The sequence below is a fragment of the Bradyrhizobium sp. KB893862 SZCCT0404 genome (assembly GCF_018130885.1).
Classification (GTDB): Bacteria; Pseudomonadota; Alphaproteobacteria; order Rhizobiales; family Xanthobacteraceae; genus Bradyrhizobium; species Bradyrhizobium stylosanthis.
This window is the reverse complement of record NZ_JAFCLT010000001.1, coordinates 525,652-550,531: the sequence shown is the minus strand read 5'-3', so window position 1 is coordinate 550,531 and position 24,880 is coordinate 525,652. Positions and strand designations below refer to the sequence as shown.

The following is a 24,880-nucleotide window of genomic DNA, read 5'->3' as shown; positions in this document are numbered from 1 at the left end:
GACATTTACAAGGGTGTTGTAATTAAAGGTTGCGAAGCACCGCCATGAAATCGACTTCACCAAATCGGGCCGAGCCCGCCCTCAGCTTGATCGAAAGCGAGATCGTTGCTGACCTGCTCCGCACGATCGAACAATTGCGAACGCGGATCGCAGAACTTGAATGTCCTCCGCCTCGGTGGATGCCGCTGAAGGCCGCCGCTGGCGAGTGCGGCCTTGAGTACGAGTGGGTTCGCAAGCGCGCCGAGCGGGGCTTGATCGAGGCCCGCCGTGAGGGCGGCCGGTGGCACGTGAACGTTACGAGCTTGCGGCAGCGCTTTTCACGGTCGCGCCGATAGACGGCGGCCCTATGGATCGGCCAAACTACGGTGGTCCGGGTTGTGCTGTCGGAGGGCGTACTCGTGCCCGACAACCGCTTTTTAACCTCAAGCCGACTTCAGATCCTTGTGTTCGTCCGAATTCCCAGCTTCCGCCAGCTATTCATCAAGCGCATTAGATCATCAGCGGATAGCCCGTAATTATCGAGCAGGCATTATATGGAACGCCCGAAAACGATTTCATTCTTTCGAACGCATTCCGGGCGTCACCTTGCCGATTAGCTTTGGGCCAAGGTCGGTTGGCCGAAAGTGGACCGTAATGTTGCTGCGCTCGATGACCCGCAGGGATGGCTGCGGGTTTATCGAGGGCCGTAGCCTCAGCTGCAGTAGCAGCCTTGGTTGCAGTTACAATTGCATTGATGGCCGTCCGGGCAACTTGTCGAGTATCTTGTACTTCCACATGTCGTGGAGCAGCTCCCGGCCAGCGCGATCCTTGGGGCTGCTGTCGCTAAGGCCGCACCTGCCAGTGCTTTTGCAAAAAGCTTGAACGCAGAGCGTCGTGCGCTTACGTCTACCGCTTTGACGACTGGTTTTGCTGATGCTCTAATCGCGTAAGAAGTCACGTGCGATAGCCACAAAGCGGTTAAGACGATTGTTACTGCGCCGGCAGAGGCCAGTAATAAGTTAGGGACAGAAAAGACCAACAAAACGATCAAGATCGCGCAACTTGCCATCATTGAAAGAAAGGCTTTACGCATACAATACGGACAGCGTCCGATGTTGGTAACCAAGTCTGAGAATGCATTTGAGAGCGTAGACATTCTGCACCCCTAATGTTGATCGTGGCGATAATGCCACAAGCTACGTTCTCAAATTTGCATCAATTTGCATAGTCCCCGCGTGTATAGCATGTCGATATCTCGTCCAGCGTGTTACACGCAGTAATTTCAATGGGTTGTGTCATCCCCTTTGCGAATTGTCGCGCATATCGCCGTTTGGCCGGTGACTGAGGCTCATCCGTGGTCCGCCGCCTTGGGGCTCACTGGAGTACGGTCATGCCTTGGCTACCAGAGCACAGCTCTGGACCGAACTAGGACCGACAGTGAGATCAGCAGCAGGGCCTCATTCCCGCCCCGAGAGGCGAAGGATTTCGAAGGATTTGACCCCGTGCTCTCCGCCGTTTCGTCACCTATGTTGGCGATAGGAGGGCAATGATCACATGCGAATTTTCAAATCGACACCTGAAAAGACGGTTCAGCGCGACATTGAAGCCGCGGCCGCCAATCGTGAGCGAGTGTCCGCACGCTTGACCGAATGCGACCAAGCCATTGCTCGTCACGCGTCGGCTGCAAAGGACTGCGCGCTGTCCGGCGATGACGCCGGGCTGGACGCGGCCCAAACTTCTCTTCGTTCTGCTCAGGATCGCGCCGTCACGCTGCGGAGCGCGCTTTCCGAGATCGATCAGCAGATCGCCCATCTTGAGCGGACCAAGGCCGAAATGGCTGACCGCAAGCTGCGTTCTGAGACTGCTGCGGAAATCGAACTGCTTGCTCGCAAGCTGGGCGAGATTGGCGCGGAATTCAATGGTGTTGCTCAGCGGATGTCTGAACAAACCCGTCGGGCTGTTCCGATCGTTTACGAGGCTCTGGGCATCGACAATTTTACGAAGGTCTGCCTTGCCGAGGTTCCGCAGGCCCTCGAACTCGTCAGCACGATGCTGCGTGCCCATGCTGATGCTGTGCTTGCGGGTACTGCTTCAGCCAAGTTGCCGTTGCCTGAGGGAGCTTTGGCTGAAGTGCCTGCTCCCGCGCCAAGTGAGGACCACTACCGTTACCTCCCGATCAAGCCGAAATTCGGTCCCACCTAGGAGGAGCCTTCACATGAAATCAGCACCTCCCGGCTGGCAGCCGCACAAAATCATCAGTCGAGTTGACGGCTGGGTCGTCGATCCCCAGAACAAAAGCGGTATTCCGGCACGCGTCGCCGAGATGATCGCACGCGCAATGCCGCAACCTGCCGACCCTCGCGTTGCCGCTATCCGCGCGCGAATGGTCGCACGTCAACTGAAGGTTCTCGGTTATGTCTAACGAATATCCGGTCGAGGATGGCTTCGCTGAGGATGCGGTTCATTCTGCCGGAGCTGGGGCCGCCGCCGACGCTGAATTGGTCGTCGCTGCGTCTGGCGGCGGCCCTGATGAGCCGCCGGACGAGTACGATTATCTGCTTTCAACGCTCGGCCGGACCGAAGAGCAGGATCAACGGATTGCCGTGCACGAAGCTGGTCACGCGGTCTGTGCGCGGTTGCTCGGCCATCAGGTTGGCGGAGTTACGATCAACCCGGACCCGGTCCGTGGCTCGGAGGGCTTATGCTGGGATGTCGGCCATGCGGAGGCGTATTCTGAAGGCCACGGCGATGCCTCAGATGTACGGGCCGTGATCGCTCCAATGATGCCCAAGGCGGGCGAAGACCGCAGCCCGCTTGCTGATGTCTTCGGCAGCGTCTACGCCAAATGCATCGAATTCGTCGCCGGTCGTGCCGCCGAGCGGCTGCTGCTGGAAGGTGAGCCCTGCCATCCCATTGACGATCTTCGGCAGGCCCGTGAGCTGGCTTTGCTGATCTGCTCTAGCGATGAGGCAATCGAGACGTTTCTCGCGCATTGCGATGTCGTTGCCCGTGATCTATTGGCGCCTTACGGCGATGTTTTGATGGTGCTTTCTACGGTCCTGCGCATCAAGCGGACGTTGCATGGACGCGAGATCGACGAGATCATTTCTGACGTGGTGACGCGCAAGGCGGTGGCGACTGAGAAGGCGCGCCGGGCCGCTTGGCGCAAGAGCGAATTGGAGGCGAGCCGCTTTCGCGCAATGTAAAAGCCCCTTCAGTCCGCATCGTGATCGAAGGAACGGCGGAATATCCAGTCGGGCGATCTCGAATGGGTCCGGCGCTTATCTTACTTAAGCCACTTGCGGGTCAACGCTAACAAGAACACCCGCACAATAGCTCGGCAGCGCGAAATCAGGGGGACCCAAGTCGGCAGACCCCGCCGGCCTGTTTCCGTCGCGACATACATTCGTCGATGGTCCAATACTTAGCCATCGTACGTGCGGCCCGCTCAAGTATCCATATCTGTGGTAAAGACGAGCTAGGGTATACGTCGAGAGCGTTATCGAGGCAGCGGTTTAACCTCTCATAGCTACCCCGAGCGGAGCTGATGCACGCACGCTGTATTTGGTCGGGGACGTACCCCCATTTATAGGCGACGACCTCAGCAAAGTGCGGCTCGACTGATCTCTCGCAGAGACCAACGAAAGCTGTCTTCGCACCTTCATTGAGCGCGTTGTCGCGTCTTGCTTCTGCTTCGCAATAGGCGGCGGCGTCAAACGTCGGTACCTCTCTAGGCGACGCCGACGAGACCATCATCGTCGTAGCTACGGCCCCCAGCGGCACGGCCAACTTCCTCATTGGGATCAATTTCTCGCGTTGCTTTTGCCCGCGTCGCGCGGAGCAACTCCAAGTGAGATTTCTAGCCAGCGCTTCGAACGTTCCAAGGCAAACTATATTTCTTAATAAGCCCCAGCTCTAAGCCAGCGCCGCCGTGAACTGGAAGGCCATTCCACTCCAAATCCGGCGGCGTCGCCGTATAAATGTCGATGTAGTCCATCACCGCCAATTCCGTTTTCAAAATTTCATTGAGGCGTTGACTGGTGCGCTGCGTAGAACCGGGCTTGGCGTAAAAATATAATCTCTTGGCAAGCCCCATGGTCGCTACGCCCACATAGAGAACGATATTATCCTTGGCGAAAGCATACACGCCGACCTCCTTAGTTATCGGCTGCTCTAGCTTCAATTCAAGTGTTTCGGCGAGCCGCCAGCGTGATGACAGTATGAAGCCGCCATTTACTAGTACGGCTGCATCTAGGGACGGCTTTATCAAAGCTTGTGCTGCCGTGGCCTGCTTGGGAGGGCCAGAGCTATTCAACACATTGTAAGCATGCTGGTAGCGAATGCCCAATCGTCGAGCTATGTTCGCAGTACTTAAGCCTTGCTTTGCAAGTGAACGTATCTCATCCGATCTGGTCATTGTGGTCGCGTACCGAGCGCTCGTCGCGCCTTCTCGATGATGACTTCTCGTTGCTTGCCTGCCACCATGTGACCGCCCCGGGTCGTTTCAGGCGCAAACAGTGACTTGCCGAACGTCTGGCCCGCACGAAGTCCCCAATACTTTGCTGCCCGCATGCAGATGACGACGCGGTTCCCTGCCTCAGCTTCTGGAAAGAGGACGGATTGTGCCCAGTCCAGCGCTATGCGGCTCGATGGCAACGATGCCAAAACATCGTGGTCAATGAACTCTTTCGAGTGATAAGCCCCGATATTGAATACCGCGATCTCGTCTCTGTGCTGCTCCCAATCTCCTAGGAACGATAGTCGGCTTTCTCGCCATCGATGTCCGGGAGAATTCGCGTCGGGCAGCTCCGCCGTGCCTGTTCTCTGCTTAGCGTACAGCACCTGAAGTTCCGGCGATCTTGAGTGTCCTTCAAGCCCTTTTGGCAATCCGGGCGACAGGTAGAGTAGCACAACGCGCGCGGTCTTTAATGGTCCCGTGAAGCTCAACGGCAGGCAGTTCAAACTGAACCCATGCTGCCCATTCAGGCGCTTGAATGTCGGCGCGTCATCCGGGTGTACGCCGTCAGCGGGGTCGATGCGGCGCCAGAATTTGAAAAGGTCACTCACAATGTGCTGCTCCGCACTACATCCCTTCGGCAATCGGTGCAGGAAGAGGCGCTGATCACTCACAGACGGTCAAATACGCATCAGGCTATCAGAAACTTAGGATCACCCTTGGCCCATCCAAAATATAGGACACGGCCGTTTGCCAGCCTCTTGCTGACAAGTCGCTCACAATCTGCGGTTAGCCCAAGGGCATGAAGAAACGCCGCATAGGCATCGAACCACTTGTTCTCGGCGGAGAACGAATGGACGATCATGGCCGCATCATCCGTCTTGAAGCGTTCGGCTTCGAGAATGGCCGAAGCGGTGCGGTGAAACAATTGATAATGAAGATGGTCCGGTGGCGGACAGCCAATGCCGATGAGGTCGCACAAGAATTGCAATCGCTGTTGCTTTCCGGGCGATGGTTCCGCGAACCAATCCTTGATGAGCGGCCCAAACGTCTCATTGACCTTGCCTTCCACGGCGACGGCTATCGTGCGATCGTTCGCTTTGATCAAAGCAAATAGGTCTGTCTGACTTTCTCTGCCTGTATCGCGCAGCGAAACCTTGTGTTCCGGGATTGCAATAAGTAGCTCGGCATCTGATCCAAACAGAGCGGCGACTTCCGTTGGCAGGCCATCTGAGGCTTCCCAGCAGTGCGCGAGTGTCCGCGCGGAGTATCCCATGCGCCAATGCTTTTCGGGATCGGCAAGAAGGGATTGCCAGCTCGCAGCACCGGACGTTGGAATGTAGATCTTTCGCATTCAAAAGCTCTCGTGCAGCCTTGCGGTAATGCAAATAGCCTCTGGCATGATATGGCGGTTCGGCGTGAGTACGCACGGCAAGACTTCGGCTGTAATGCACAACGTCAGCTTGGAAGCTTCATGCCGTAGACGATCGCTTGTCCAGATTACTTCAGTTCCATCTGGCAAAGCTGCTCACTTTTGCTCAAACATTTTTCTCGAAAGTCGGCTGCTGCGTCCACACACTGATCGAGAGTCATAGTTTGGGCATTTGACAATAGGGATATTCGGCGGCAACTTATTGTTGTTTTCTCAAAGCCATCGTTGCACTTTCCGATCCATTTTGATTGGCACGCCGAGTAAGCCGCTTCCTTCCGGGACTGCACGTCTGAGGAAGAGGTTGGCATCTGAGAGACATTACTAGAAGCGGGCTTCTGCTGCGATGAACCGGGAGACGGCGACGTTGATCTCGTGACCTCTTTGCCATGGCCCGAACTCTCGCCCTCTTCATCGAGCAAAAACTTCACTGGCGCTGTAGAGGTGCGACCTCCATCTTTCTGAGGCGACTTATCCTTTGCGACCGACGAGGGAGATGATCCTAATACTGCGAAGAAAAAAACAAAGATTGCTGTCCATCTCATAAAGAACTCCGTGTCAGCAGCACTATTCGCAGATAGTACGCATTGCGGCATCAGTAGTATCGCTGGTGAAACTTGCGAGAATGTCATTAAGCTGCTTTTGCTGTTTCGAAGCGAGCGAAGCCCCCGAACCGAATACGCCGGGAAAAGGCCATCTCGGCGCCGTCAAAGCGATTAGTCGTGTGTCGAGACTTAATGTGTGGCGTTAGTCACACATGACGCATGTTGCGTATTCACTACTTCAATGCAGCCTCGCTGTTCTGACGAGCTAGATTTTTGGTAACATTTCAGCTTAGCCTCGTCCTTAGTATGCTCGCAGGCCGCTAGTTTTTCGCTGGGCCGAAGATCGTTGTAACAATTTGGACCCGGATTCTTCGAGCACGGCAACTTTTCGGCCTTCAACGCAGTACTCGCGCTTGCTAAGAACAGCATGCTCACTAGTAACGCCCTCATAAGATCCCTTTCTCAATCGCGAGTGCAACGGGCTGGGGCCTTGGCAGCAGACGATAAACTGGCGATGAAAGATCGCGCCTGCTCGCTCCAACGCTGCTGTTCGCTACTGTAAATTTCGGTAAACAGCGGCCCTGTGACTTAGAAGGCCGACGCTTAGGGATGGTGAACTAATGATGATTTGCTCTGACGACTGCTGTTCACCTCATCATCAGTATTCGCGTTAACAGCGCGGTCTCAGCGACTAGCTCCTGAATTGCCTGTTTGCGGGAAACATGCCCTCATGCATGCGTAGTATTCGGACGTAATTTTCGAACCGCAAATCTGATCCCTGCAAGCGGCGCTCGCTTGATCTCTACGAGTATCGCATCCGCAACGATCGGCCGCAAATGAAACACCGCCAATCGAAAGCAGGATAACTAAAGCTCCAACTATCTTCATCTTTTGACCTCTCGGCTTACTTGCAGGATGAATCCATGCGTTCGACTAAGGAAAATCGACGGCGGCTAGCTGCTATCAAGGCTTTGACGCTCATTGGCGCCCCGTCAAAAAACCAAGATCGTCATAAAAACAATCTCAAGTAGATGTGAAACGGGATAAATATGCAATGCCCGTAAAATTACGGGTGCGTGGCGGGACTGCAAGCAGATGACGTGGTCGAACGGCTACTTCTTCAACAACAAGAGGCCCATAGACCGTGCATCCGCCTCACTGAACCGGCATGACGCCCCAGCTCGGCGGCGATCTCCAACGTGCCCGCTCTCTGCCGGGCGAGCTTGATTAATCGGCGGACTTCCTGCTCAGACCATTGCTTTGGCTTCGGTGTCTTCATGTGCGGCGCTCAACTTGCGCCACTTAACCCGCGAGCCTAACAGCAAGCACTTGGGAAATTTACGGGTGGGCCAACATGCGGGCCGCTCCAACACGAATAAGGCAGGGCCTGTGGCACCCGCGATTGCGGGTCATACTCAACCGATTGATAATTTGCATATCGGCCGTCGCCGGGCTTTCATATGTGCATGCGTCGCATTTCGCGAGCGAGGATATCGGAATTGGTGGCCGGGGGCGATTAATATGAAGTTCTCGATACACGACGATAATCTCGACGCTGCAAAGGCGAGAATTCTTCTTGAGGCGACGGTGAAGCTCATCCACGCGGGCGTGAAGCAAAGCTTTTACATTAGGAAAATGTTATGGGCGATCTCGCTGTATCTGGAATGCGGTAATTACAAAGAGGATTGGAAAACATATCCGCGCGTCAGCGATGCGGCTCGAAAGATTAGGGGAAGCGGAGACCGGAATTGGAGGAAGCTGGTGACCTTCGAGCATGCCCGACCGCTCAAACAAATCTATGAGATGCTGAACGCCGAAGGCACATCTCTAACAGTGGACAAAGCTGCATCTATCATCGGCGAATACGCCCCGGTCCTGATTACACGGGAGGAGAACGGTCTGATGAACAAAAGAGGGTATAAATCTAAAGGGGACCCCGAGGCTCGATACCAGCATATCCAGTTTTCCGGCTTTACGCTGCGGTCAACGCCCAACAACGTTTGAGGTCAACGAAGTCATGGCGACCGCGCAACTACCCGGCACATTGTTCATGCCCCGGCCGGCCCTTGCGCAATGTCGATCACGTGCCGATCGGTCCCGACCGTAATGACGATGGTGTAAGTCTTCGGCCCTCCGCTCTCACTAGCAACGGGCGGAGCGAGATGGAGTTGCCCGCCATACCACTCGCCGGACATGAGCGTGTTGTCCTTGATGACGGACTGCTCAAGGACGGCCATGTTGCGCTGCCCGGTCTCCACGGTAGCGGCGATCATAGCTTCATTCTGCGCACTGGCGTTGCTTTGCGCGATGGCTGCGGCAGTTGGGCTATAGAACGTACCCGTTCTGCCGCTTGGCGTCGTGTAATGGCCGTAACCCGCCTGAGACGCGCTGTACGCGTTTCCTGCGGCGGCCAAGCCCGTAAAAACGGCCGCAGCGACTTGCCGGTTCTTCTCCTCCTGAACCAACATCTCGTAGGTCACCACCTGCATGCCGTAGTCCGACCCAGCCACATGCTGGGTAGCTTCAACTTGGGCTACCCGGAAATCTACGGGGACTTTGCTCAGATTGTTAATCGCAACGACGAAGACAGGCCGTCCATTTGCCCGCACTTGTCGCGATGCAGGGCGCACCAGCACAAGGGAACTCTTCTGACGAGAGACAAGAGCAGCTTGCCCGTCCCGCATTAGCGCTTGCTGCTGCGGGTTTGATGGTCGGAATTGGACTGTTTCGCTGTTTGCTACACATCCGCCCAACGCGGCGCAAAGCACCGCAACACCCAATTTGCACATCGCATTCTTTCCCTAGCCCGGACGAATATGAGCGCAACCAGCACGCGATTTCAACAAACGCCATAAACTGAAGGGCATAGACCTTAGTCGTGTGCGTACGAATGAGTTCCGCCTTGTCAATGCGGCTCGTGTCTAAGCATGAAACGTCATCGTCAATCAGACGGTCAAGGAGAGGTGTTTTGAGGAAACTAGCGATATTCGCGGTAGCACTGATGTGCTCAACAACCCTTGCTCAAGCTCGGGGCGGCAGTGGTGGCCGTACCTCCTATGGCGGTGGCTCCCATACGTCGAGCCACGGGGGCTCCTACACGGGCGGATCGGGATCGTCTCACAAGGGTGGCACCTATTCGAACCCGAGCAGTGGAAACCAGTACGGGACGCACAAGTAGATTAGCGCGCCCAATTCAGCATTGGGCGGCTAGTCCCTATAGATGTTGTCCACCAAGGACATCCGCTTTCGGCTTTGGGCTCCGGCTCTGAGCCGATTGCGCGGACCACGGCACTCCCAACCAGCAAAATCGCCAGCAGCTCAAAAGTTTTTCAAAGGCGGACGCGCGAGCTATCAACCATCAACGGACATGCAACACTTATTGAGAGCTTCCTGCACATTGCTACGGCTGGCGCTTGTAATAGCGCTCGGGGCAATCATCACTCCCGTGCGCGCGAGCGATATGCCCGGAGCCGCCCTTGCGCTGGCGTGTGCGGGCAATGTTCCGGGAATTAAGAGAGACAAGAAGTCGGAGGAGTACGCAAAGTTCTGTAACGCCTATATAAATGGATGGGATGACGCACGCATCGCTTTCATGCAGGGCACACGATCTTTCTGCCCGACAGGCTTGCCGGTCAAAGACATGAGCGTGATATTCTTTGACTACGTAATGGCCCACAGAGAAGCGCGTGACCTGCCCGCTGCCGAAGCCCTCATGTTGGCGTTCAAAGACAGGTTTCCTTGTCAGGAACCACCGAAAGCGTCTCAGGACCATTCAACAACAGGGGTTCGCATCGTCGATTTGCCCGCCGAGGTCGGACAAGCCGCCAAAGATATAGCTGCTGATTGCAACGGAGCGGGTGAGGACGGCACTGGCGGTGACTTGGAGAAGACCATCTCCGTGTATCAGAGGGGAGACGGTAGGCGTGTGGCGGTGTTCGATCCTAGTAAGATCTGCACGTTCCACGGGAGCGCTGCATGCTCCACCGACGGATGTGATCTCTACGCCTATTCAGAGCAGGCAACGGGATCACCTTGGAAGAAGGAATTCCAGCAACCCGTCTTTGACAAACGTGTCGAGGATCAGAACGGACAAGTGCCCCTAAAGATATTCATCGAGGTACGAGGTGACGTTCCTCCATGTAACCGGAAGCGCAAAGAAGCTACGTGCCAGTTTGAGCTAACATGGCGGGGGACGGGGTTCGGCTGGAAACTTCTTCGATAAGCAACCCGAGCCCTCAGAGCATCTGCCTCTTGGGTGATTTCTCCTTGTCGTTGAACTCCGGCAGTCTACCGAAAAGGGCCGCGTACTTCGCGAAAGCAAGATACTCAGCTCGGACGACATCGCCCATTATCCTCAAGTCCCTAGGTAGGTTTGAGGAGACGTTGCACTCGAATGGACAGACAGCGACATAAAGTTTTCTGGCAAGCGAATTGCCATTGCGGTACTTGCCGAGAAACCTTTCGGCGCCGCCATGGCCCGGACCCGACTTATTACGCAACGTATTATTGAACGCATTGAGGCGACCGCGAAGTCCGCTGACCCCATTTGTGAAGCCGATGTAGCAGATCTCCTTCACCCAACCGAACCGCCTGCCTGCGATATTCGTTCTAGAAATTGCGATGGCGTATACACCGGGATAATTTGTGTTCCTCAGCAGGTCTCGGTGATCAAACTTCACCCAATTCGAAAATCGCATTGCTTCCTTCATCATGTCTTGCGCGGCGCCGAGTATAAGCGCCTGCAAACACCAGCGCCTGCAAACACGGCACAGCCGATAACGGTTTTAGTGATGATAGGCCGTTCCGCATGCTTTGGCCTCATATGTCGCATAATTGGCTCGAAGCAATTCGCGCGTCAGCGCGTGCACCAGCTCGACTAAATCACCCAGCTTCTTATCTTCCTCCTCCTGCGAAAATGGCGACAGTAACGTTCCGTGCATCACCGAGTTACGTATGTCGTTCCATGCCGAAAACTGCGATGATGTGATTGCCGCTCTCTCTCGAAGGTTTCGCAGATCATTCTTGGTCGTTTCATTTTCAAAGCTAAAGTTTTGAACAGCCTTGATTGCCGCTCCCCTGAGCCGGTCCGGAGCCGTCGCGCTCTCGATTACTTTAACTAGAGCGGCTTTCTGCTCCTTATCAGCTTTTTTGTCTTTGCTTGCCACCTGTTTTGCCGGGCGCAATAGCTTGGTCAGGCCTTCGGTCGCGCTCGCCAGAGTAAGAGCCATGACCCAACGCGAAGCAAATGCAACTTGCGCCAACTCGTCGTAAAAGCTGGTTATCGGATGAGGAGCGAAGTTGGGTCGGCCACAATCATCTCTCGCAAGCGCGATCAAACTTAGAAATTGGCTATACCATTCAAAGAAATCCCCCCACTTCTGGTCATCTCCCCAGTGCCAGAATGCGGACCAAGCCGCACTTTTCACCTGCGGCACAGTGGAGACACAGACCATCGAACGGTCGCCGAAATTCCGCGCATAGAGACGCGGCATAACAGGCTGTCCGAACAACACTCGAAATGGCTCGACCAACCATCGCTCTGTATACGTTGGAGGAAGCTGCTCCGAATGCGGAGCTGTAACGATGACGCAATGGGATTCCCGGTCATGAGTGAATGTAATGGCCGAGCCGAGCATCTCAATTGTCTTGCCCCTGTGGCCGTTCAGCGCAAGTGCCAGAGGATGGTGCCCATCAACGGAATAGATCAGTTCGGTGCATGAGGTTCGAGTGATACCCTCACTTGTATCGTCACAGATAAGCGAGGACAGTTCCCCCTCAAACCGTCCTTCGACTATATTTCTTCGATTTGGGATTGTGTATCCGCATGACCATTCGACCCCATCCGCGTCCACACCTTCGAGACGCATGCGAGCGCTTGCATCGTATGAATTATCCCGCTGATAACGCATGGTGTCCATCAGCGACGTGAAATCCATCGAAGAAGCCTGAAATTCGTAGGATAAGTCCGATAGGGATTGCATGCTGATCGTCCCGCTGCCGATTGCGAGCGGAGAAGGAAGGTGGTCGCGTCCAATCAGTTGCATTCGAGGAAAGGTGAGAGCTTTCGGCGCGATCAGAAATGATCGCCATCGGTCTAAGGTTGACAACGTAGGGCCTCCAACTTGCGGCGCTTGCGAGGCCGCTGCGCTCTAGTCACACTGGGCGAGCGAACAAGCTACTTAAGACATTGTAGAATGTCTGAAACGTCGGGATCAGCAAGAGCGCAAAGCCCACAGCATAAAAAGAAGCGGCAAGCACCCTCCAAAGTGGCTTGCTATGATCATAAGCCATATAGCTTAGAGCAAGGATATCGTTGCGCGTCGCCACATCGAACGACGTGTCGGCTAGTTCATCAACCCACCATTCCTCGGTTCTGCGGCTGAAGGCCATAGGGCGTGCTAGTTTCCATGGATCGAGCCGCCCAGAGTCCTCGTCCTGATATTGCTCGTGATCATCAGGAGCGGACCCGCGTGCGCGACCCCATGAGCCATAGACCTCAAGGATGACTGTTATGAATAGCCTTCGAAAATCGACAGGCTCGCCGAGCCTCCTTAAGGTTCGAGATGCCGCCGTCAGAGGAAACAAGTCATCGTACATGCTCCATTGCCAGAAACAGAAATGGTGGGCCGCATGACGCAGCAGGATGCGAAACCTTGGCTTGGTCGCCAACGGCCCCTCGACGCTTTGGTAATTGGTAACGGACGGATATTCCTTAATCGACTCAGGGCAGAAAAGGGCAAAGACGGCGGACCCGAAGCCAAGAAAGCTCAGTCCGAAGTACACGAGGTATAATCGCGACAAGGTAAGGGTGTGCGCTGCCGCTTTTGCTTCGTCTGGCCGCTCACTAGTAAGGTGAAACCAGCGGCGCACCACCTCAGGCGAAATGCTCAGTAAGTCAACGACGGCTTGATTAAACAGAATGACTGAGCCCAGAAATGGCACGATGATGGTCAAGCTAAGAAGTCGTGACTGACCAATTCTGCGAATAGACGACCAAGAAATATGCGATAGCGGGCGGCTATCGAGTAGCACATACCAAAGACGAATCGGGTTGAGCCTGTTGTTCATGGTGCCGCGGGATTTCTCGCTTCCTGACAATTCAGCGGTCGTCTCGCTGAATGATGTGCAGTCTCTCAGACACGGGCCCAAGGAAAGAGCAAGCGATCTGAATAAGGGTGCGTAGCGCTACAATTGTCACTGGGTCTTGCTCAGTTTGGACCAGCAAGATGGTTCCGGATTCGTTGATCGGTTGCGATGGGATCGAAAATAATTCCTCCTCAGTCTTGGCGACGAGGAGATGAAAGTCGTAAGACGAGCGGAGAATAGAAACCGTATGAGAATGGATGATCCGGCTAAGAACTTGATAGAGCGAAAGTGTCTCGCCGGAGTCCACGAAGTAAGGCGGTTGTGGTGGTGCTATGAGCTTGCAGGTGGAAACCCTCAATTGTCGTAGTTCCTGCACCGCCTTGGCAGCCTCGGCGAAGTTACGAAGAGACGCGGAGAAGGTGAGCAAATCGCGCTTAGCCAGCAAGTCTGCAACGCTGTCCACGTCGTCCTGAACATCTCCAGCGTCGCCTAGGTCACGCCTCTTGCTGGAGCAGAATCCATGCAGTCGAACGATATGCTCGATTGCTTGGTCGTACAGGAAGATAACGTCATCCATCTTCTTTCAATCTTTCGGCTTTTCGTACAGATCGATGTCGTTGATCGCATCTTGGATCAGATCGCGGAGCGCGATCAGCGTGTCGCGCGCTCGGAGAGCCGAGCGGCCGGCCATGTATGGCCCCGCAGGCGGCAAGTCTTCTGCTGGAGATGCTGTGATGCTGCTGCCGGTTTGTCCTGTGCTGATCTCGGCAATGCGGCCACCGTTGATGCCGAAATACGCTGCGATGTCGTGCTGCCGGTCTCCGCGAAGCAGCATGCCTTTAACAATCGCGATCTCTCCGTCGTTCAGTGCCATGCGTACGTCCTTCTGACGAATCGGGAACCACGACGATGCCACAATTCAGGGTAGTGCGAAGCCGGGGGATTACGGAGGCACCTGTGGATAAGGCGGATGAAGCGCCGACCGGCAGGCACTCATCGCACAGCGCTGGTGGGCTTCCTGCCAGAGCGCGGAGCAGTGAGAGCGAAATCGGCCGTCAGCGGCCGATTTGCCGCGCTCTGGCGGCGACGGTCGGCAAATCGCCAGCGATACATTTGGAAATTCGGCCCCAACGCCATATATCGTGGAATTCCCAAGTAACCGACCATGCTGTGACAAGGGAATGCCAAGCGATGCCAATCTGGACCACAACGGCCGAAGAATACGAGCATGCGAGAAAGATCGTTCTAGAGGCCACTGACTTCGGCGGAAAGAAGGTCGTGGTTCATCTCACATCGGGTGATGCAGTTACCGGTTGGATGCTCGGATCGAATTCGGGGACCGACGTCTCAGAAAATATGGCAGCTAAGCGTGGGCCTGTGGTCACGAAGATGTATGGTGAAATCAAGCTGCTGACCGAAGCCGGGCACACGATCATCTTGGAAGCCGTGGCAATCAAGGCCTTTAGGGACGCAAAATAGCCCGTCGAGGCACACCGGGCGCAACATCGATCTTGTGAATTGCTTGCAACGGGTCAATCGCGTCGGTTGGGCCTCAGGCGATGACTTCCGGTTGGCTCCGCTAAGCGGACGCTTTTCAGTATGCTACAATCTCCCCATGGCTGAGGTGGGCTGGGGCCTCGCGTTCGAGGACCCGATCAGGCTGGATGACGGCAGGACGCTGCGGACCCTGCGCGACGCGGGCGAATACATCGCTGCGCTTCCTGTGACCGTGCACGATCAGCCCGAGTGGCAAGTGGCGCTGTTGCTGGTGGTGAGCGGCGGGCCGGTCATGTTCGCGCGGATCGGGATGATGCGAGCGCTGAAGCGGGGCACGGAGCCGCAGGGCCGAGAAGGAAGCGGGCCAAGCGGTACAGGGTGATCGGGTGAGGCGCATGGATGCAAAATATTTTTGAGATCGCGGATCGCGACACAACGGTGGACACAAAGCAGCTTAGATGTTGATTTTATTGATATTTTTAGGGCTAACCACTCCCTGCGCAGTGGCTTTACGGCTTATGTCGCGCTCTCCCCGGGGAGCGATGCACTATTGCCCCCGTCGTCCCGCGAGATGGCTGATGCACGAGCCCGGTTGGGCCGCCACATCACCGCTGGGACTTGACGCACAGACCCCGGGCGTCAGGACCACACGATTTTGCCGTACGCTGATGGCACCGGTCGTGTGCGCGGGGTCCTTGCTCACGGTCTCCCGCCCTGCAAGGCCGTTCGCGCCGACGCCATCCGCGTCCACCGCCGCCCGGCCCGCGTTCGTGACGATCGCGATACGCCCCTCTTCCCAAGGGCCGGGTTGCGGCGATGGATACGCCGTTTCCGAATTTCGGTAAAGTGGAATATTTTCGGCTGCACCGGTTGACCGATCGCCGGGGTGTTTTGCCCGCCGGGCAACACAAGGTCTTGTAGCCCGAGGAACCCCGTAGCCCGGATGGAGCGCAGCGTAATCCGGGAATCCATCCATGCGGCACCAAGACCCCGGATTGCGCTGCGCTCCATCCGGGCTACAGGCCCGTGTTGATTTGCCCATTCGACGCGCACATTGGTATGGTTCGTGCAAGCGCTTCTGCTTCCGTTCCCACGACAAGAAATGACAATGCCGAACCCGATCTTCCCGACGTCAAGACCCGATCGCATCCGCCACCTTCTCGCCGATCTGGTCGGCTTTGATACCATCAGCGACCGCACCAACCTGCCCCTGATCGCCCATATCGAGAGCTATCTCGCCTTCCTCGGCCTCAAGGGCGAGCGCATCGTCGACGAGACCGGGCAGAAGGCTGCGCTCTGGGTCACGATCGGGCCGGAGGACCGGCCGGGCTTCGTGCTGTCGGGCCACACCGACGTCGTGCCCGTGGTCGGGCAGGACTGGAGCCACGATCCGTTCAAGCTGATCGAGCGCGACGGCAAGCTGTTTGGCCGCGGCACCACCGACATGAAGGGTTTTGTGGCGGTGTGCCTTGCGATGGTGCCGGAGATGCTGGAGGCGAAGCTGACGACGCCTATCCACCTGGCGATCTCCTATGACGAGGAAATCGGCTGCGTCGGCGTACGGCCGATGCTGCGCGAGGTCGCCAGGAAGACGGTCAGGCCTCTCGGCGCCTTCATCGGCGAGCCGACCCAGATGCAGGTCATCATCGGCCACAAGGGCAAGCACGGCGTGCGCGCCACGTTCCATGGGCTCGCCCGCCACTCCTCGATCGCACCTGATGGCGTCAACGCGATCGAATATGCGGCGGAGCTGATCGTCGAGATCCGCCGCCGCGCCGAGAAGCTGGCCGCCACGCGCTCGTCCGACAGCCTCTACGACGTTCCGCATTCGACGCTGCTCACCAGCATCGTGCATGGCGGCGCCGCGCTGAACATCGTGCCCGATACCTGCACGGTGGATTTCGAATGCCGCGGCATCGGCATCACCGAGTCGCGCGAGGTGACGGACGCGATCGTGGCCTGGGCCAAGGCCGAGCTCGAGCCGGCGATGAAGGCGAGGAATCCCTCGTGCGGCATCGATTTCGAGGAGATCCTCGACTATCCCGCGCTCGACACCGCGGCCGACGCGGCGATCGTCACGCTCGCCAAGAGCCTCGCGGGCCGCAACGACCACGCCAAGGTCGCCTTCGGCACCGAAGCCAGTCTGTTCAGCAGCATCGCCGACATCCCCTCGGTGGTAATCGGACCGGGCGCGATCGCGCAGGCGCACACGCCGGACGAGTTCGTGGAGATGGCGGAGCTGGAGAAATGCGCGGGGTTTGTGGAGAAGCTGATCGCGCATTGTGCTGTCTCGTAGCCGGCACTCGCGACAGAGTCTGGGTCCCGGCTCTGCGGAGCAGCACTGCGTGCTGCACCGCGTCCGGGACACGAGAGAGCGGTCGCTGATCCAGCCTGCGGAGGACGATGTAGGCGCCAAAACATTCCGGTCTCGTGTCCCGGACGCAGTGCGGTGCGTAGTACCGCACTGCAGAGCCGGGACCCAGAGCGCTTGGCGACGGCATTGAAGTATGCAACTTTAGGAAGCAGTACAGTCAGCTCCGGTTGCGCGGCTATGCCGTTCTTCGTCTACATCCTTGCGAGCAAGCGAAACGGGACTCTCTACGTCGGCGTAACGAACGATCTTGTTCGCCGATTGAGCGAACACAAGGCCAAGCTGATCCCCGGATTCACGCGGCAGTACGACGTCACGCTGCTGGTCTATTTCGAAACGTTCGAGTCCATCCTCGAAGCACGCGCACGCGAACATACGCTGAAGCGCTGGCGGCGTGCGTGGAAGCTCAAGCTGATCGAAGAGCTCAATCCGGTTTGGCGCGATCTCACGGATGAGCTGAATACCTTGCCGACGTAACCGGGTCCCGGCTCTGCGGAGCAGCACCATAGTCGTCGAAGACGCGCGTAAACGCGCTCATGGTGCTGCACCGCGTCCGGGACACGAGCGCGTCGTGAGGATGCCCCTCACCCAAACAAAAAAGGCGCGGCCATCAGCCGCGCCTTTGTCGTTCTTACACCGCGCCGGCCTTCTGCGCGTATTCCCATGACGCCTTCGACAGCGGCACGGTGCGCTTGGCGGACTCGAGCGCCTTGGCGTTGGCGGCGGTGCCGTCGCGGACGCGGCCGGCGATGCCCTGGGTGATGCCGGCGAGGCGGAACAAATTATAGGCGAAGTACCAGTTGAGGTCCGGCACCGTCATCTTGGTGACGTTGCAATAGATCTGCGCGGCCTCTTCCACGCTCGGGATGTTGAGCGCCTTGAGGTCGGCGCCCTGCAGGCCCGGCATGATCCACTGCATCAAGAGATAGGTGAAGTCGGCCATGGGATCGCCGAGCGTCGACAGCTCCCAGTCCAGCACGGCCTGCACGCGCGGTTCCGTCGCGTGGAAAATCATGTTGTCGAGGCGATAGTCGCCGTGGACGATCGAGACGCGCGCCTGTTCCGGCACGGTCTTGGGCAGCCATTCGGCGACCTTCTCGAACTCCGGAATGTGCTGGGTCTCGGACGCCCGGTACTGCTTGGTCCAGCGATCGATCTGGCGCGCAAAGTAATTGCCGGGCTTGCCGAAGTCGCCGAGGCCGATCGCGACGGGATCGAACATGTGCAGCTGGGCCAGCGTCTCGATCTTGCTGCTGAAGATCTTGCGGCGCGCGTCGGGATCCTGGCTCGGCAGCGTCGGATCCCAGAACACGCGGCCCTCCTCCATCGACATGATGTAGAAGGCAGCGCCGATGACACTGTCGTCCTGGCACAGTGCATAGGCGTGCGCGACCGGAAAGCCCTGTTTTCCAAGGGCCGCGATGACGCGATATTCGCGATCGACCGCATGCGCCGAGGGCAGCAATTTGCCGAACGGCTTGCGGCGCATCACGTAGGAACGCTTCGGCGTGTTGAGGCGATAGGTCGGATTGGACTGGCCGCCCTTGAACTGCAGCACCACCAGCGGGCCTTCAAAACCCTCGACGTTCTCGTGCATCCATGCCTCGAGGCGGAGCTCGTCGAAACGATGCCGCTCCTCGACCGGCTTGGTGCCGGAGAACTCCTCGTCTTTCCTGACGCCGTCAGCCACGGTGACGCTCCCTCTTCAGTCCCGACCATTTCAGGTCCGGCATGATCCTAATGGGTACCCGCTGACGCACTTGCGTCAAGCGGTTGCCCATGCCGGTCATGCCCTGTCTTCAAGCCGGGAACGCCGGGCGGCGCTCCCACTCGATGACGTGCTCAGTGACGCGGAGAGTTTGCATACTTCCGAAGTTCAAGTCTGGCAATGGCGCGGTTATGCACCTCGTCCGGACCGTCGGCGAGACGGAGCGTGCGGATGTGGGCGTAGTCCTTGGCAAGGCCCGCCTCGTCCGAGACGCCGGCGCCGCCGAAGGCCTGGATGGCCTGATCGATGATCTTCAGCGCCATGTTGGGACCGGCGACCTTGATCATGGCGATCTCGAGCTGCGCGGTCTTGTTGCCGACCTTGTCCATCATGTCGGCGGCCTTGAGGCACAGCAGGCGGTTCATCTCGATGTCGGTGCGCGCCTCGCCGATGCGCTGCTCCCACACACTGTGCTCGATGATCTTCTTGCCGAACGCGGTGCGCGAGGAAAGCCGCTTCACCATCTTCTCCAGCGCCTCCTCGGCCTTGCCGATGGTGCGCATGCAGTGATGGATACGGCCGGGCCCAAGGCGGCCCTGCGCGATCTCGAAGCCGCGGCCCTCGCCGAGCAGGATGTTCTCCTTCGGCACCCGCACGTTCTCGAGCAGCACCTGGGCGTGGCCATGCGGCGCGTCGTCGAAGCCGAACACGGGGAGCATCTTCTCGACCTTGATGCCGGGCGTGTCGAGCGGAACCAGGATCTGCGATTGTTGCTGATGCTTGGCGAGCGACGGATCGGTCTTGCCCATCAGGATCGCGATCTTGCAGCGAGGATCGCCGACGCCGGACGACCACCATTTGCGGCCGTTGATGACGTAGTGGTCGCCGTCCTTCTCGATCCGGGTCTCGATGTTGGTGGCATCCGACGAGGCAACCGCCGGTTCCGTCATCAGGAAGGCCGAGCGGATCTCGCCGTCCATCAGCGGGCGCAGCCATTTGCGCTTCTGCTCCTTGGAGCCGTAGCGGATGAACACTTCCATGTTGCCGGTGTCGGGCGCCGAGCAGTTGAACACTTCGGAAGCCCAGGTGATGCGGCCCATCTCCTCGGACAGCAGCGCGTATTCGAGATTGGTCAATCCCGCGCCGCGGAATTCGTCATCTTCATGCTCGTTCGGCGGCATGAACATGTTCCAGAGGCCTTCGGCCTTCGCCTTCTTCTTGAGGTCCTCGAGCACCGGGATGACCTTCCAGCGTTCGCCGGTGCGATCCTGCTCGTCATAGACGGGCACCGCCGGACGCACGTGTTTGGCCATGAAGGACCGCACGCGGTCGAGCCATTCCTTCTGCTTGGGGGACAGATCGAAATCCATGGGACGCTCCTCGTTTCTCTCTCGCTTTGTCGTTTTGCGCCGGACTGTCCTCCCGCCGCGCGCGGCCCGCAAGCGCGAATGCGCTGCTTGCGAGCACCAGCGGAACCGGTCGCAGTTGCGAACGAGTCCCGATTGCGGATTGACTTTTCCCGGCCTTCAAACGATAGTTTCATACAACTGTTTGAATTGCAACTCCCTCGCTCCCGACGTCATTCCGGGGCAGCCCGCAGGGCTGAACCCGGAATCTCGAGATCGTGGCGCGAGATTCCAGGTTCGACGCTCGCGCGTCGCTCCGGAATGACGGGACAAGGGCCATGGCCAGCGATCATACGAGATCTGCCATTCTCGCCGCCGCCGAACGGCTCTATGCCGATCGCGGCTTCGGCGACGTGACGCTGCGCGACATCGTCGCGGAGGCCGGCGTCAACCTGGCGGCGGTGAATTATCATTTCGGCTCGAAGGACGAGCTGATCGCGGAATTGTTCGTCACCCGCTCGATCGCCACCAACCGCGAGCGCCTGCGCGAACTGAAGGCGGCGGAAGAAGACGGCGGCGGCCGCGCGCCGATCGAGGTGATTTTGCGCGCGCTGGTGGGACCGACGCTACGCGGCTGCCTCGGGCCGGAAAACCAGCGCTCCACCGCGGCGCGCTTCATGATCCGCGCCTCGATCGAATCCGTGCCGCCGATCCGCCGCATCAAGAACCGCGAGATCGACCATTTGCGCAAATTCGCCGGCGCGATGCGAAGGTCCCTGCCCGACCGCAGCGACGTCGATATCTATTGGGGCCTCAACTTCGCGCTCGCCATGGCGCACCACACCATCCGCGAGAGCGAGCGACTGACAAAGCTGTCGGAAGGCAAATGCGACCTCGACGACGTCGAGGACGTGGTCGCCCGCGTCGTCAGCGTGGCGACGATGGCGCTGACGGCGGGCAAGGCCGAGGCGAAGGCGCCGGCAAAGGTGGCGGCGCGCTAGCGAAAGACCCTAACCACGCCGACGCTGCGCTCCCTCGCCCCGTTCTCACGGGAAAGGGTTGGGGTGAGGGGCCTCTCTCCGCGCGCGAGATTGTCGTGGCACCTGCCCCCCCTCACCCGGATTGCATCTTCGATGCAATCCGACCTCTCCCCGCAAGCGGGAAGAGGTAAACGAACCGCTCCCCTCACATCATCGCGATGCAGTCGATCTCGACGTCGAAGGGGCCGAACCATTCCGGCGTCACGACGAAGATGCGCGCCGGCGGATCGACGGGGAAGTAGCGGGCATAGACCGTGTTGAACGTGGCGAAGTGTTTCGTCGAGGTGCAGTAGACGTTGCACTTCATGACATTGTCGAGCGAGGCGCCGGCCGCCTGCAGGCACAGCTTCATCTGCTCCATGATGATCTCGCTCTGCCGCTCGATTGCCATGCCGCCGATCTCGCCCGTATCGGGGTCGAACGGCGGCAGGCCCGCGACGAAGATCATGTTGCCGGCGCGCGTCACCGGCGAGGTCGGCGCCTTCACGCGGTCGAGAAAGGACGAGATCGGTTCGACGCGGAGCGCTTCGCGTTTCATGCGGGCCACCTTCGGTTCGAGCGAGACTAGCGCCTTGCTACATTATTCCGTAGCCGGCATGCTTCGCTTCTGCTCGAACTGTGGTGGTGTCGGGATCAGGCCCGCCGCGGCATCTCCTCGGCCTCCTCCTTGGCGAGCAGCAGCAGCATCTCGATGCCCATCTCGCCTTCCTGCGGCGAGCGGATGAACTTTATTTCGTCGGCGCTTTGCCGCAGCGCGGCAATGATGGCAACGGCCTGATTGGCGGTCGCCGCCTCGGTTGCCAGAATGGACTTCTGGTTCTTGGACTGAAACCCGATCGTGTAGGACATTCATTCCCTCCCGGCTCACGTGGAGAGATCGAATCAGAGTCGCGCGTGAAGTGGAAGCCTGTGCGACTACGGACAGGGTTTATCTGGGGATTGCGCGCAAGCTCCAGACAAGGCCGCGCCAGCGTCACGTTGTGGTCACCAGTCCATGCGCAGTGATCCGGTGCCGCGCAGCGTCATGCCAGTCCCAGAATGGCACGCGCATCCTCGGCGCTGGCAACGCTCGCGCCAAGACTCTTCAAGATGCCTGCGGCATGCGCGACCAGTTCCGCATTGGTCTTCGCCAGCACGCCCTTGGACATATAGAGATTGTCCTCCATGCCGACGCGGACATGGCCGCCGAGCAGCCAGGCTTGCGCCACCATCGGGAACTCGGCGCGGCCGATGCCGAAGCCGGACCAGATCGCCCCCGGCGGCAGCAGGCTGCGGGCGTAGAACATCGTCTCTGATGTCGCCGAGAAGCCGTACTTCACCCCGAGCACGAGCGAGAACAGGCCCGGCCCCTTCAGCGAGCCGTCGGCCAGCATGTCACGCGCCAGATGGCAGTCGCCGGAATCGAACAGCTCGATCTCCGGCAGCACGCCGGCGGCCTTCATCCGCTCGGCCATGATGCGGACGTTGCGCGGCGTGTTGATCACGACCTCGCCGCCGGAATTCATGGTGTTGAGGTCGAGCGTGCAGATGTCGGGCTTGATCAGCTCGACGTGCTCGACGCGCTTTTCGGGCTGCAGCAGCGTGGTGCCGGGGCCGGCGACGCGGGGATCCTCGTGCGAGGGAACAAAACGTCCGCCGGGGCCGGTCGTCAGGTTGATGACGAGGCTCCTGTTGCGGGCGCGGATGCGGTCCACGACATCGCGATAGAGCTCGATCTCCATCGACGGCCGTCCCGTCGCGGGATCGCGCACGTGGATGTGCGCGATGGCGGCACCTGCTTCGGCCGCCTCCAGCGCGGAGGTCGCGATCTGCTCGGGCGTGATCGGCAGATACGGCGACTGCTCGGGTTTTGTGAGATTGCCCGTGATGGCGCAGGTGATGATGGTCTTGCCGGTGGTCATATGATTTCATCCCAATGTTCACGCGCCAGGAGCGCCGGCCCTCTTCCCTTCTCCCCTTGCGGGAGAAGGTGGCGCGAAGCGCCGGATGAGGGGTCTGTGTCCACAAACACGGTGAAGGGACTCGCGGAGAGATACCCCTCACCCGTCTCGCCGCTTTGCGGCGAGCCACCCTCTCCCGCAGGGGGAGAGGGCAAGAACGCGCGCCGCTTCGCCGACGCTAGATAATCCCCTGCTTCTTCAGGTCCTCGATCTTGCCGGCGTCATAGCCGAGCTTGCCACCGAGCACCTCTTGGGTGTGCTCGCCCAGCAGCGGCGGGGCGCGGTAGGTCTTGATCGGGGTTTCCGAGAAGGTCAGCGCGTTGCGGATCAGCGACAGCTCCGGCTCGAACTTGTGCTCGGTCTTCACCCGCATGCCGCGCGACTGGACGTGCGGATCGGAGAACACCTGTTCGAAATTGTTGATCGGGCCCGAGGGCACGCCGGCCTCCTCCAGCCTGTCCAGCCAGTAGGCCACCGGCTGCTTCAGGAACAGGCCGGCGAAGATCGCCATGATCTCCTTGCCGTGCGTGACGCGGTCGTTGTTCTTGACGAAGCGCGGATCGCTCGCAAGCTCGGGGGCGCCGAGCACGGCGCAGGTCTTGCGGAACTGGCCGTCATTGCCGACCACCAGCATCAGCTCGCCGTCGGTGCAGCGGAACACGCCGGCGGGCATGCCGCCATTGCCCCAGGTGCCGCGGCGCGGCGGGGTCTTGCCGTTGACGAGGTAGATCTGCAGCCAGTGCGACAGCGAGGCGATGACGGTGTCGAACAGGCAGACGTCGATGTGCTGGCCCTGCCCGTCATTGGCGTCGCGATGGTAGAGCGCCGAGAGAATGCCGATCGAGGTGTTCATGCCGGTCATGTAGTCGACGATGGACGGACCGACCTTCATCGGGCCCTCGCCGGGCTCGCCGTCCATGTGGCCGGTGACGCTCATCAGACCGCCCATGGCCTGCAGGATGGCGTCATAGCCGGCGCGCGGCGCGTAGGGGCCGGTCTGGCCGAAGCCGGTGACCGAGCAATAGATGATGCCGGGATTGATCGCCTTGATCGTCTCGTAGTCGAGGCCGTAGCGCTTGAGGTCGCCGACCTTGTAGTTCTCCATGAAGACGTCGACGTCCTTGGCAAGCTCCCGGATGATTGCCTGCCCTTCCGGCTTGGCGATGTTGACGGTGACCGACTTCTTGTTGCGGTTGGCGCAGAGGTAGAACGAGTTGTTGTTGTTCGCCTTGCCCTCGGGATCGTTCAGGTAAGGCGGGCCGAAGGCGCGCGCGTCGTCGCCGGTGCCGGGCCGCTCGATCTTGATGACCTCCGCCCCCATGTCGCCCAGCATCTGGGCGGACAAAGGCCCGGCAAGCACGCGGGTGAGGTCAAGGATCTTGATGCCTGAGAGCGGCAAGGCCGACATGTCGAATTCCTCCGGGAACTGGATCTTAGAGCTGATCTTGGCGCGGCGGCGAGATCGCGGGGCCGCGCTCCCTGC

The 24,880-nt window shown here is 58.8% G+C and carries 25 protein-coding genes; 10 read left to right on the top strand and 15 right to left on the bottom strand.

All coding sequences use genetic code 11. From position 1 onward, the window contains the following. Positions 1 to 1,533 precede the first annotated feature (1,533 nt). The 3 genes from JQ617_RS02740 to JQ617_RS02730 are packed head-to-tail and all read left to right on the top strand — an operon-like array spanning position 1,534 to position 3,185. On the top strand, positions 1,534 to 2,181 hold the full coding sequence (locus tag JQ617_RS02740; RefSeq protein ID WP_212024247.1) for a hypothetical protein: 648 nt from the start codon (positions 1,534 to 1,536) through the stop codon (positions 2,179 to 2,181). A 13-nt stretch (positions 2,182 to 2,194) separates the two neighbouring features. Next, positions 2,195 to 2,401 (top strand): hypothetical protein, encoded by a 207-nt coding sequence (locus JQ617_RS02735; protein WP_212024245.1) that lies wholly within the window; start codon positions 2,195 to 2,197, stop codon positions 2,399 to 2,401. Then, the gene (locus JQ617_RS02730) at positions 2,394 to 3,185 is read left to right on the top strand and encodes a hypothetical protein (RefSeq protein ID WP_212024243.1); all 792 of its coding nucleotides are present in this window, start codon (positions 2,394 to 2,396) and stop codon (positions 3,183 to 3,185) included. Before JQ617_RS02735 ends, JQ617_RS02730 begins: the two co-directional genes overlap by 8 nt. Positions 3,186 to 3,838: 653 nt before the next feature. On the opposite strand, the gene JQ617_RS02725 is transcribed toward JQ617_RS02730, so the two are convergent. From JQ617_RS02725 to JQ617_RS02715, 3 genes are all read right to left on the bottom strand, one after another. After that, positions 3,839 to 4,396 (bottom strand): GIY-YIG nuclease family protein, encoded by a 558-nt coding sequence (locus JQ617_RS02725; RefSeq protein WP_212024240.1) that lies wholly within the window; start codon positions 4,394 to 4,396, stop codon positions 3,839 to 3,841. Next, positions 4,393 to 5,046, bottom strand: coding sequence for a hypothetical protein (locus JQ617_RS02720; protein WP_212024239.1), 654 nt, complete (start codon positions 5,044 to 5,046; stop codon positions 4,393 to 4,395). The genes JQ617_RS02725 and JQ617_RS02720 overlap by 4 nt, the downstream gene beginning before the upstream one ends. 80 nt (positions 5,047 to 5,126) lie before the next feature. Then, the gene (locus tag JQ617_RS02715; protein ID WP_212024238.1) at positions 5,127 to 5,789 is read right to left on the bottom strand and encodes a DUF6946 family protein; all 663 of its coding nucleotides are present in this window, start codon (positions 5,787 to 5,789) and stop codon (positions 5,127 to 5,129) included. 2,141 nt (positions 5,790 to 7,930) lie between these two features. On the opposite strand from JQ617_RS02715, the gene JQ617_RS02710 reads away from it, so the two are divergent. Continuing rightward, the gene (locus JQ617_RS02710) at positions 7,931 to 8,413 is read left to right on the top strand and encodes a hypothetical protein (protein ID WP_212024236.1); all 483 of its coding nucleotides are present in this window, start codon (positions 7,931 to 7,933) and stop codon (positions 8,411 to 8,413) included. 44 nt (positions 8,414 to 8,457) lie between these two features. Here the strand turns inward: JQ617_RS02710 and JQ617_RS02705 are convergent, their stop codons facing one another. Then, complete coding sequence (locus JQ617_RS02705) at positions 8,458 to 8,898, bottom strand: hypothetical protein (protein ID WP_212024234.1); 441 nt, start codon at positions 8,896 to 8,898, stop codon at positions 8,458 to 8,460. A 971-nt stretch (positions 8,899 to 9,869) separates the two neighbouring features. Between JQ617_RS02705 and JQ617_RS02700 the strand changes: the two genes are divergently transcribed. Then, positions 9,870 to 10,631 (top strand): Rap1a/Tai family immunity protein, encoded by a 762-nt coding sequence (locus JQ617_RS02700; RefSeq protein WP_212024233.1) that lies wholly within the window; start codon positions 9,870 to 9,872, stop codon positions 10,629 to 10,631. A gap of 13 nt (positions 10,632 to 10,644) precedes the next feature. Here the strand turns inward: JQ617_RS02700 and JQ617_RS02695 are convergent, their stop codons facing one another. From JQ617_RS02695 to JQ617_RS02675, 5 genes are all read right to left on the bottom strand, one after another. Beyond that, a complete protein-coding gene (locus JQ617_RS02695; protein ID WP_212024231.1) occupies positions 10,645 to 11,121 on the bottom strand; it encodes a hypothetical protein in 477 nt (158 codons plus the stop codon). Positions 11,122 to 11,193: 72 nt separating this feature from the next. Then, positions 11,194 to 12,390, bottom strand: a complete 1,197-nt coding sequence (locus tag JQ617_RS02690) for a hypothetical protein (RefSeq protein WP_212024229.1) — start codon at positions 12,388 to 12,390, stop codon at positions 11,194 to 11,196. A gap of 172 nt (positions 12,391 to 12,562) precedes the next feature. Beyond that, positions 12,563 to 13,363, bottom strand: coding sequence for a hypothetical protein (locus tag JQ617_RS02685; protein WP_212024228.1), 801 nt, complete (start codon positions 13,361 to 13,363; stop codon positions 12,563 to 12,565). Between the two features lie 145 nt (positions 13,364 to 13,508). Beyond that, on the bottom strand, positions 13,509 to 14,072 hold the full coding sequence (locus JQ617_RS02680; RefSeq protein ID WP_212024226.1) for a hypothetical protein: 564 nt from the start codon (positions 14,070 to 14,072) through the stop codon (positions 13,509 to 13,511). A gap of 6 nt (positions 14,073 to 14,078) precedes the next feature. After that, a complete protein-coding gene (locus tag JQ617_RS02675) occupies positions 14,079 to 14,369 on the bottom strand; it encodes a hypothetical protein (RefSeq protein WP_212024224.1) in 291 nt (96 codons plus the stop codon). Between the two features lie 317 nt (positions 14,370 to 14,686). Here JQ617_RS02675 and JQ617_RS02670 point away from each other — a divergent pair, with 317 nt between their 5' ends. From JQ617_RS02670 to JQ617_RS02655, 4 genes are all read left to right on the top strand, one after another. After that, positions 14,687 to 14,974 carry a hypothetical protein gene (locus JQ617_RS02670; RefSeq protein WP_212024222.1) on the top strand — a complete coding sequence of 96 codons (288 nt, stop codon included), beginning with the start codon at positions 14,687 to 14,689 and terminating at the stop codon, positions 14,972 to 14,974. A gap of 136 nt (positions 14,975 to 15,110) precedes the next feature. Continuing rightward, positions 15,111 to 15,374 (top strand): hypothetical protein, encoded by a 264-nt coding sequence (locus JQ617_RS02665; RefSeq protein WP_249156586.1) that lies wholly within the window; start codon positions 15,111 to 15,113, stop codon positions 15,372 to 15,374. Between the two features lie 726 nt (positions 15,375 to 16,100). Beyond that, the gene (argE, locus tag JQ617_RS02660; protein WP_212024220.1) at positions 16,101 to 17,288 is read left to right on the top strand and encodes an acetylornithine deacetylase; all 1,188 of its coding nucleotides are present in this window, start codon (positions 16,101 to 16,103) and stop codon (positions 17,286 to 17,288) included. Positions 17,289 to 17,543: 255 nt separating this feature from the next. Beyond that, a complete protein-coding gene (locus tag JQ617_RS02655; protein WP_212024218.1) occupies positions 17,544 to 17,840 on the top strand; it encodes a GIY-YIG nuclease family protein in 297 nt (98 codons plus the stop codon). A 154-nt stretch (positions 17,841 to 17,994) separates the two neighbouring features. Here JQ617_RS02655 and JQ617_RS02650 read toward each other — a convergent pair whose 3' ends face one another. Together JQ617_RS02650 and JQ617_RS02645 are read right to left on the bottom strand one after the other, a co-directional pair. Further along, a complete protein-coding gene (locus JQ617_RS02650) occupies positions 17,995 to 19,053 on the bottom strand; it encodes a phosphotransferase family protein (protein WP_212024216.1) in 1,059 nt (352 codons plus the stop codon). 152 nt (positions 19,054 to 19,205) lie between these two features. Continuing rightward, complete coding sequence (locus JQ617_RS02645) at positions 19,206 to 20,441, bottom strand: acyl-CoA dehydrogenase family protein (RefSeq protein ID WP_212024214.1); 1,236 nt, start codon at positions 20,439 to 20,441, stop codon at positions 19,206 to 19,208. A gap of 314 nt (positions 20,442 to 20,755) precedes the next feature. On the opposite strand from JQ617_RS02645, the gene JQ617_RS02640 reads away from it, so the two are divergent. After that, a complete protein-coding gene (locus tag JQ617_RS02640) occupies positions 20,756 to 21,418 on the top strand; it encodes a TetR/AcrR family transcriptional regulator (protein WP_212024212.1) in 663 nt (220 codons plus the stop codon). A 184-nt stretch (positions 21,419 to 21,602) separates the two neighbouring features. Here the strand turns inward: JQ617_RS02640 and JQ617_RS02635 are convergent, their stop codons facing one another. The 4 genes from JQ617_RS02635 to JQ617_RS02620 form a co-directional block, all read right to left on the bottom strand. Continuing rightward, a complete protein-coding gene (locus tag JQ617_RS02635; RefSeq protein WP_212024210.1) occupies positions 21,603 to 21,995 on the bottom strand; it encodes a RidA family protein in 393 nt (130 codons plus the stop codon). Positions 21,996 to 22,090: 95 nt separating this feature from the next. Then, the gene (locus JQ617_RS02630) at positions 22,091 to 22,306 is read right to left on the bottom strand and encodes a hypothetical protein (protein ID WP_018647192.1); all 216 of its coding nucleotides are present in this window, start codon (positions 22,304 to 22,306) and stop codon (positions 22,091 to 22,093) included. Positions 22,307 to 22,479: 173 nt separating this feature from the next. Next, complete coding sequence (locus JQ617_RS02625; protein WP_212024208.1) at positions 22,480 to 23,358, bottom strand: beta-keto acid cleavage family enzyme; 879 nt, start codon at positions 23,356 to 23,358, stop codon at positions 22,480 to 22,482. Positions 23,359 to 23,575: 217 nt separating this feature from the next. After that, the gene (locus tag JQ617_RS02620; RefSeq protein ID WP_212024206.1) at positions 23,576 to 24,805 is read right to left on the bottom strand and encodes a CaiB/BaiF CoA transferase family protein; all 1,230 of its coding nucleotides are present in this window, start codon (positions 24,803 to 24,805) and stop codon (positions 23,576 to 23,578) included. Between the last annotated feature and the right edge of the window lie 75 nt (positions 24,806 to 24,880).

Coding starts and splice junctions, on each gene's coding strand:
- JQ617_RS02740 (WP_212024247.1), top strand. CDS start 1,534: ATGCGAATTTTCAAATCGACACCTGAAAAGACGGTTCAGCGCGACATT.
- JQ617_RS02735 (WP_212024245.1), top strand. CDS start 2,195: ATGAAATCAGCACCTCCCGGCTGGCAGCCGCACAAAATCATCAGTCGA.
- JQ617_RS02730 (WP_212024243.1), top strand. CDS start 2,394: ATGTCTAACGAATATCCGGTCGAGGATGGCTTCGCTGAGGATGCGGTT.
- JQ617_RS02725 (WP_212024240.1), bottom strand. CDS start 4,396: ATGACCAGATCGGATGAGATACGTTCACTTGCAAAGCAAGGCTTAAGT.
- JQ617_RS02715 (WP_212024238.1), bottom strand. CDS start 5,789: ATGCGAAAGATCTACATTCCAACGTCCGGTGCTGCGAGCTGGCAATCC.
- JQ617_RS02710 (WP_212024236.1), top strand. CDS start 7,931: ATGAAGTTCTCGATACACGACGATAATCTCGACGCTGCAAAGGCGAGA.
- JQ617_RS02705 (WP_212024234.1), bottom strand. CDS start 8,898: ATGCAGGTGGTGACCTACGAGATGTTGGTTCAGGAGGAGAAGAACCGG.
- JQ617_RS02700 (WP_212024233.1), top strand. CDS start 9,870: ATGCCCGGAGCCGCCCTTGCGCTGGCGTGTGCGGGCAATGTTCCGGGA.
- JQ617_RS02695 (WP_212024231.1), bottom strand. CDS start 11,121: ATGATGAAGGAAGCAATGCGATTTTCGAATTGGGTGAAGTTTGATCAC.
- JQ617_RS02690 (WP_212024229.1), bottom strand. CDS start 12,390: ATGCAATCCCTATCGGACTTATCCTACGAATTTCAGGCTTCTTCGATG.
- JQ617_RS02680 (WP_212024226.1), bottom strand. CDS start 14,072: ATGGATGACGTTATCTTCCTGTACGACCAAGCAATCGAGCATATCGTT.
- JQ617_RS02675 (WP_212024224.1), bottom strand. CDS start 14,369: ATGGCACTGAACGACGGAGAGATCGCGATTGTTAAAGGCATGCTGCTT.
- JQ617_RS02670 (WP_212024222.1), top strand. CDS start 14,687: ATGCCAATCTGGACCACAACGGCCGAAGAATACGAGCATGCGAGAAAG.
- JQ617_RS02665 (WP_249156586.1), top strand. CDS start 15,111: ATGGCTGAGGTGGGCTGGGGCCTCGCGTTCGAGGACCCGATCAGGCTG.
- argE (WP_212024220.1), top strand. CDS start 16,101: ATGCCGAACCCGATCTTCCCGACGTCAAGACCCGATCGCATCCGCCAC.
- JQ617_RS02655 (WP_212024218.1), top strand. CDS start 17,544: ATGCCGTTCTTCGTCTACATCCTTGCGAGCAAGCGAAACGGGACTCTC.
- JQ617_RS02645 (WP_212024214.1), bottom strand. CDS start 20,441: ATGGATTTCGATCTGTCCCCCAAGCAGAAGGAATGGCTCGACCGCGTG.
- JQ617_RS02640 (WP_212024212.1), top strand. CDS start 20,756: ATGGCCAGCGATCATACGAGATCTGCCATTCTCGCCGCCGCCGAACGG.
- JQ617_RS02635 (WP_212024210.1), bottom strand. CDS start 21,995: ATGAAACGCGAAGCGCTCCGCGTCGAACCGATCTCGTCCTTTCTCGAC.
- JQ617_RS02630 (WP_018647192.1), bottom strand. CDS start 22,306: ATGTCCTACACGATCGGGTTTCAGTCCAAGAACCAGAAGTCCATTCTG.
- JQ617_RS02625 (WP_212024208.1), bottom strand. CDS start 23,358: ATGACCACCGGCAAGACCATCATCACCTGCGCCATCACGGGCAATCTC.
- JQ617_RS02620 (WP_212024206.1), bottom strand. CDS start 24,805: ATGTCGGCCTTGCCGCTCTCAGGCATCAAGATCCTTGACCTCACCCGC.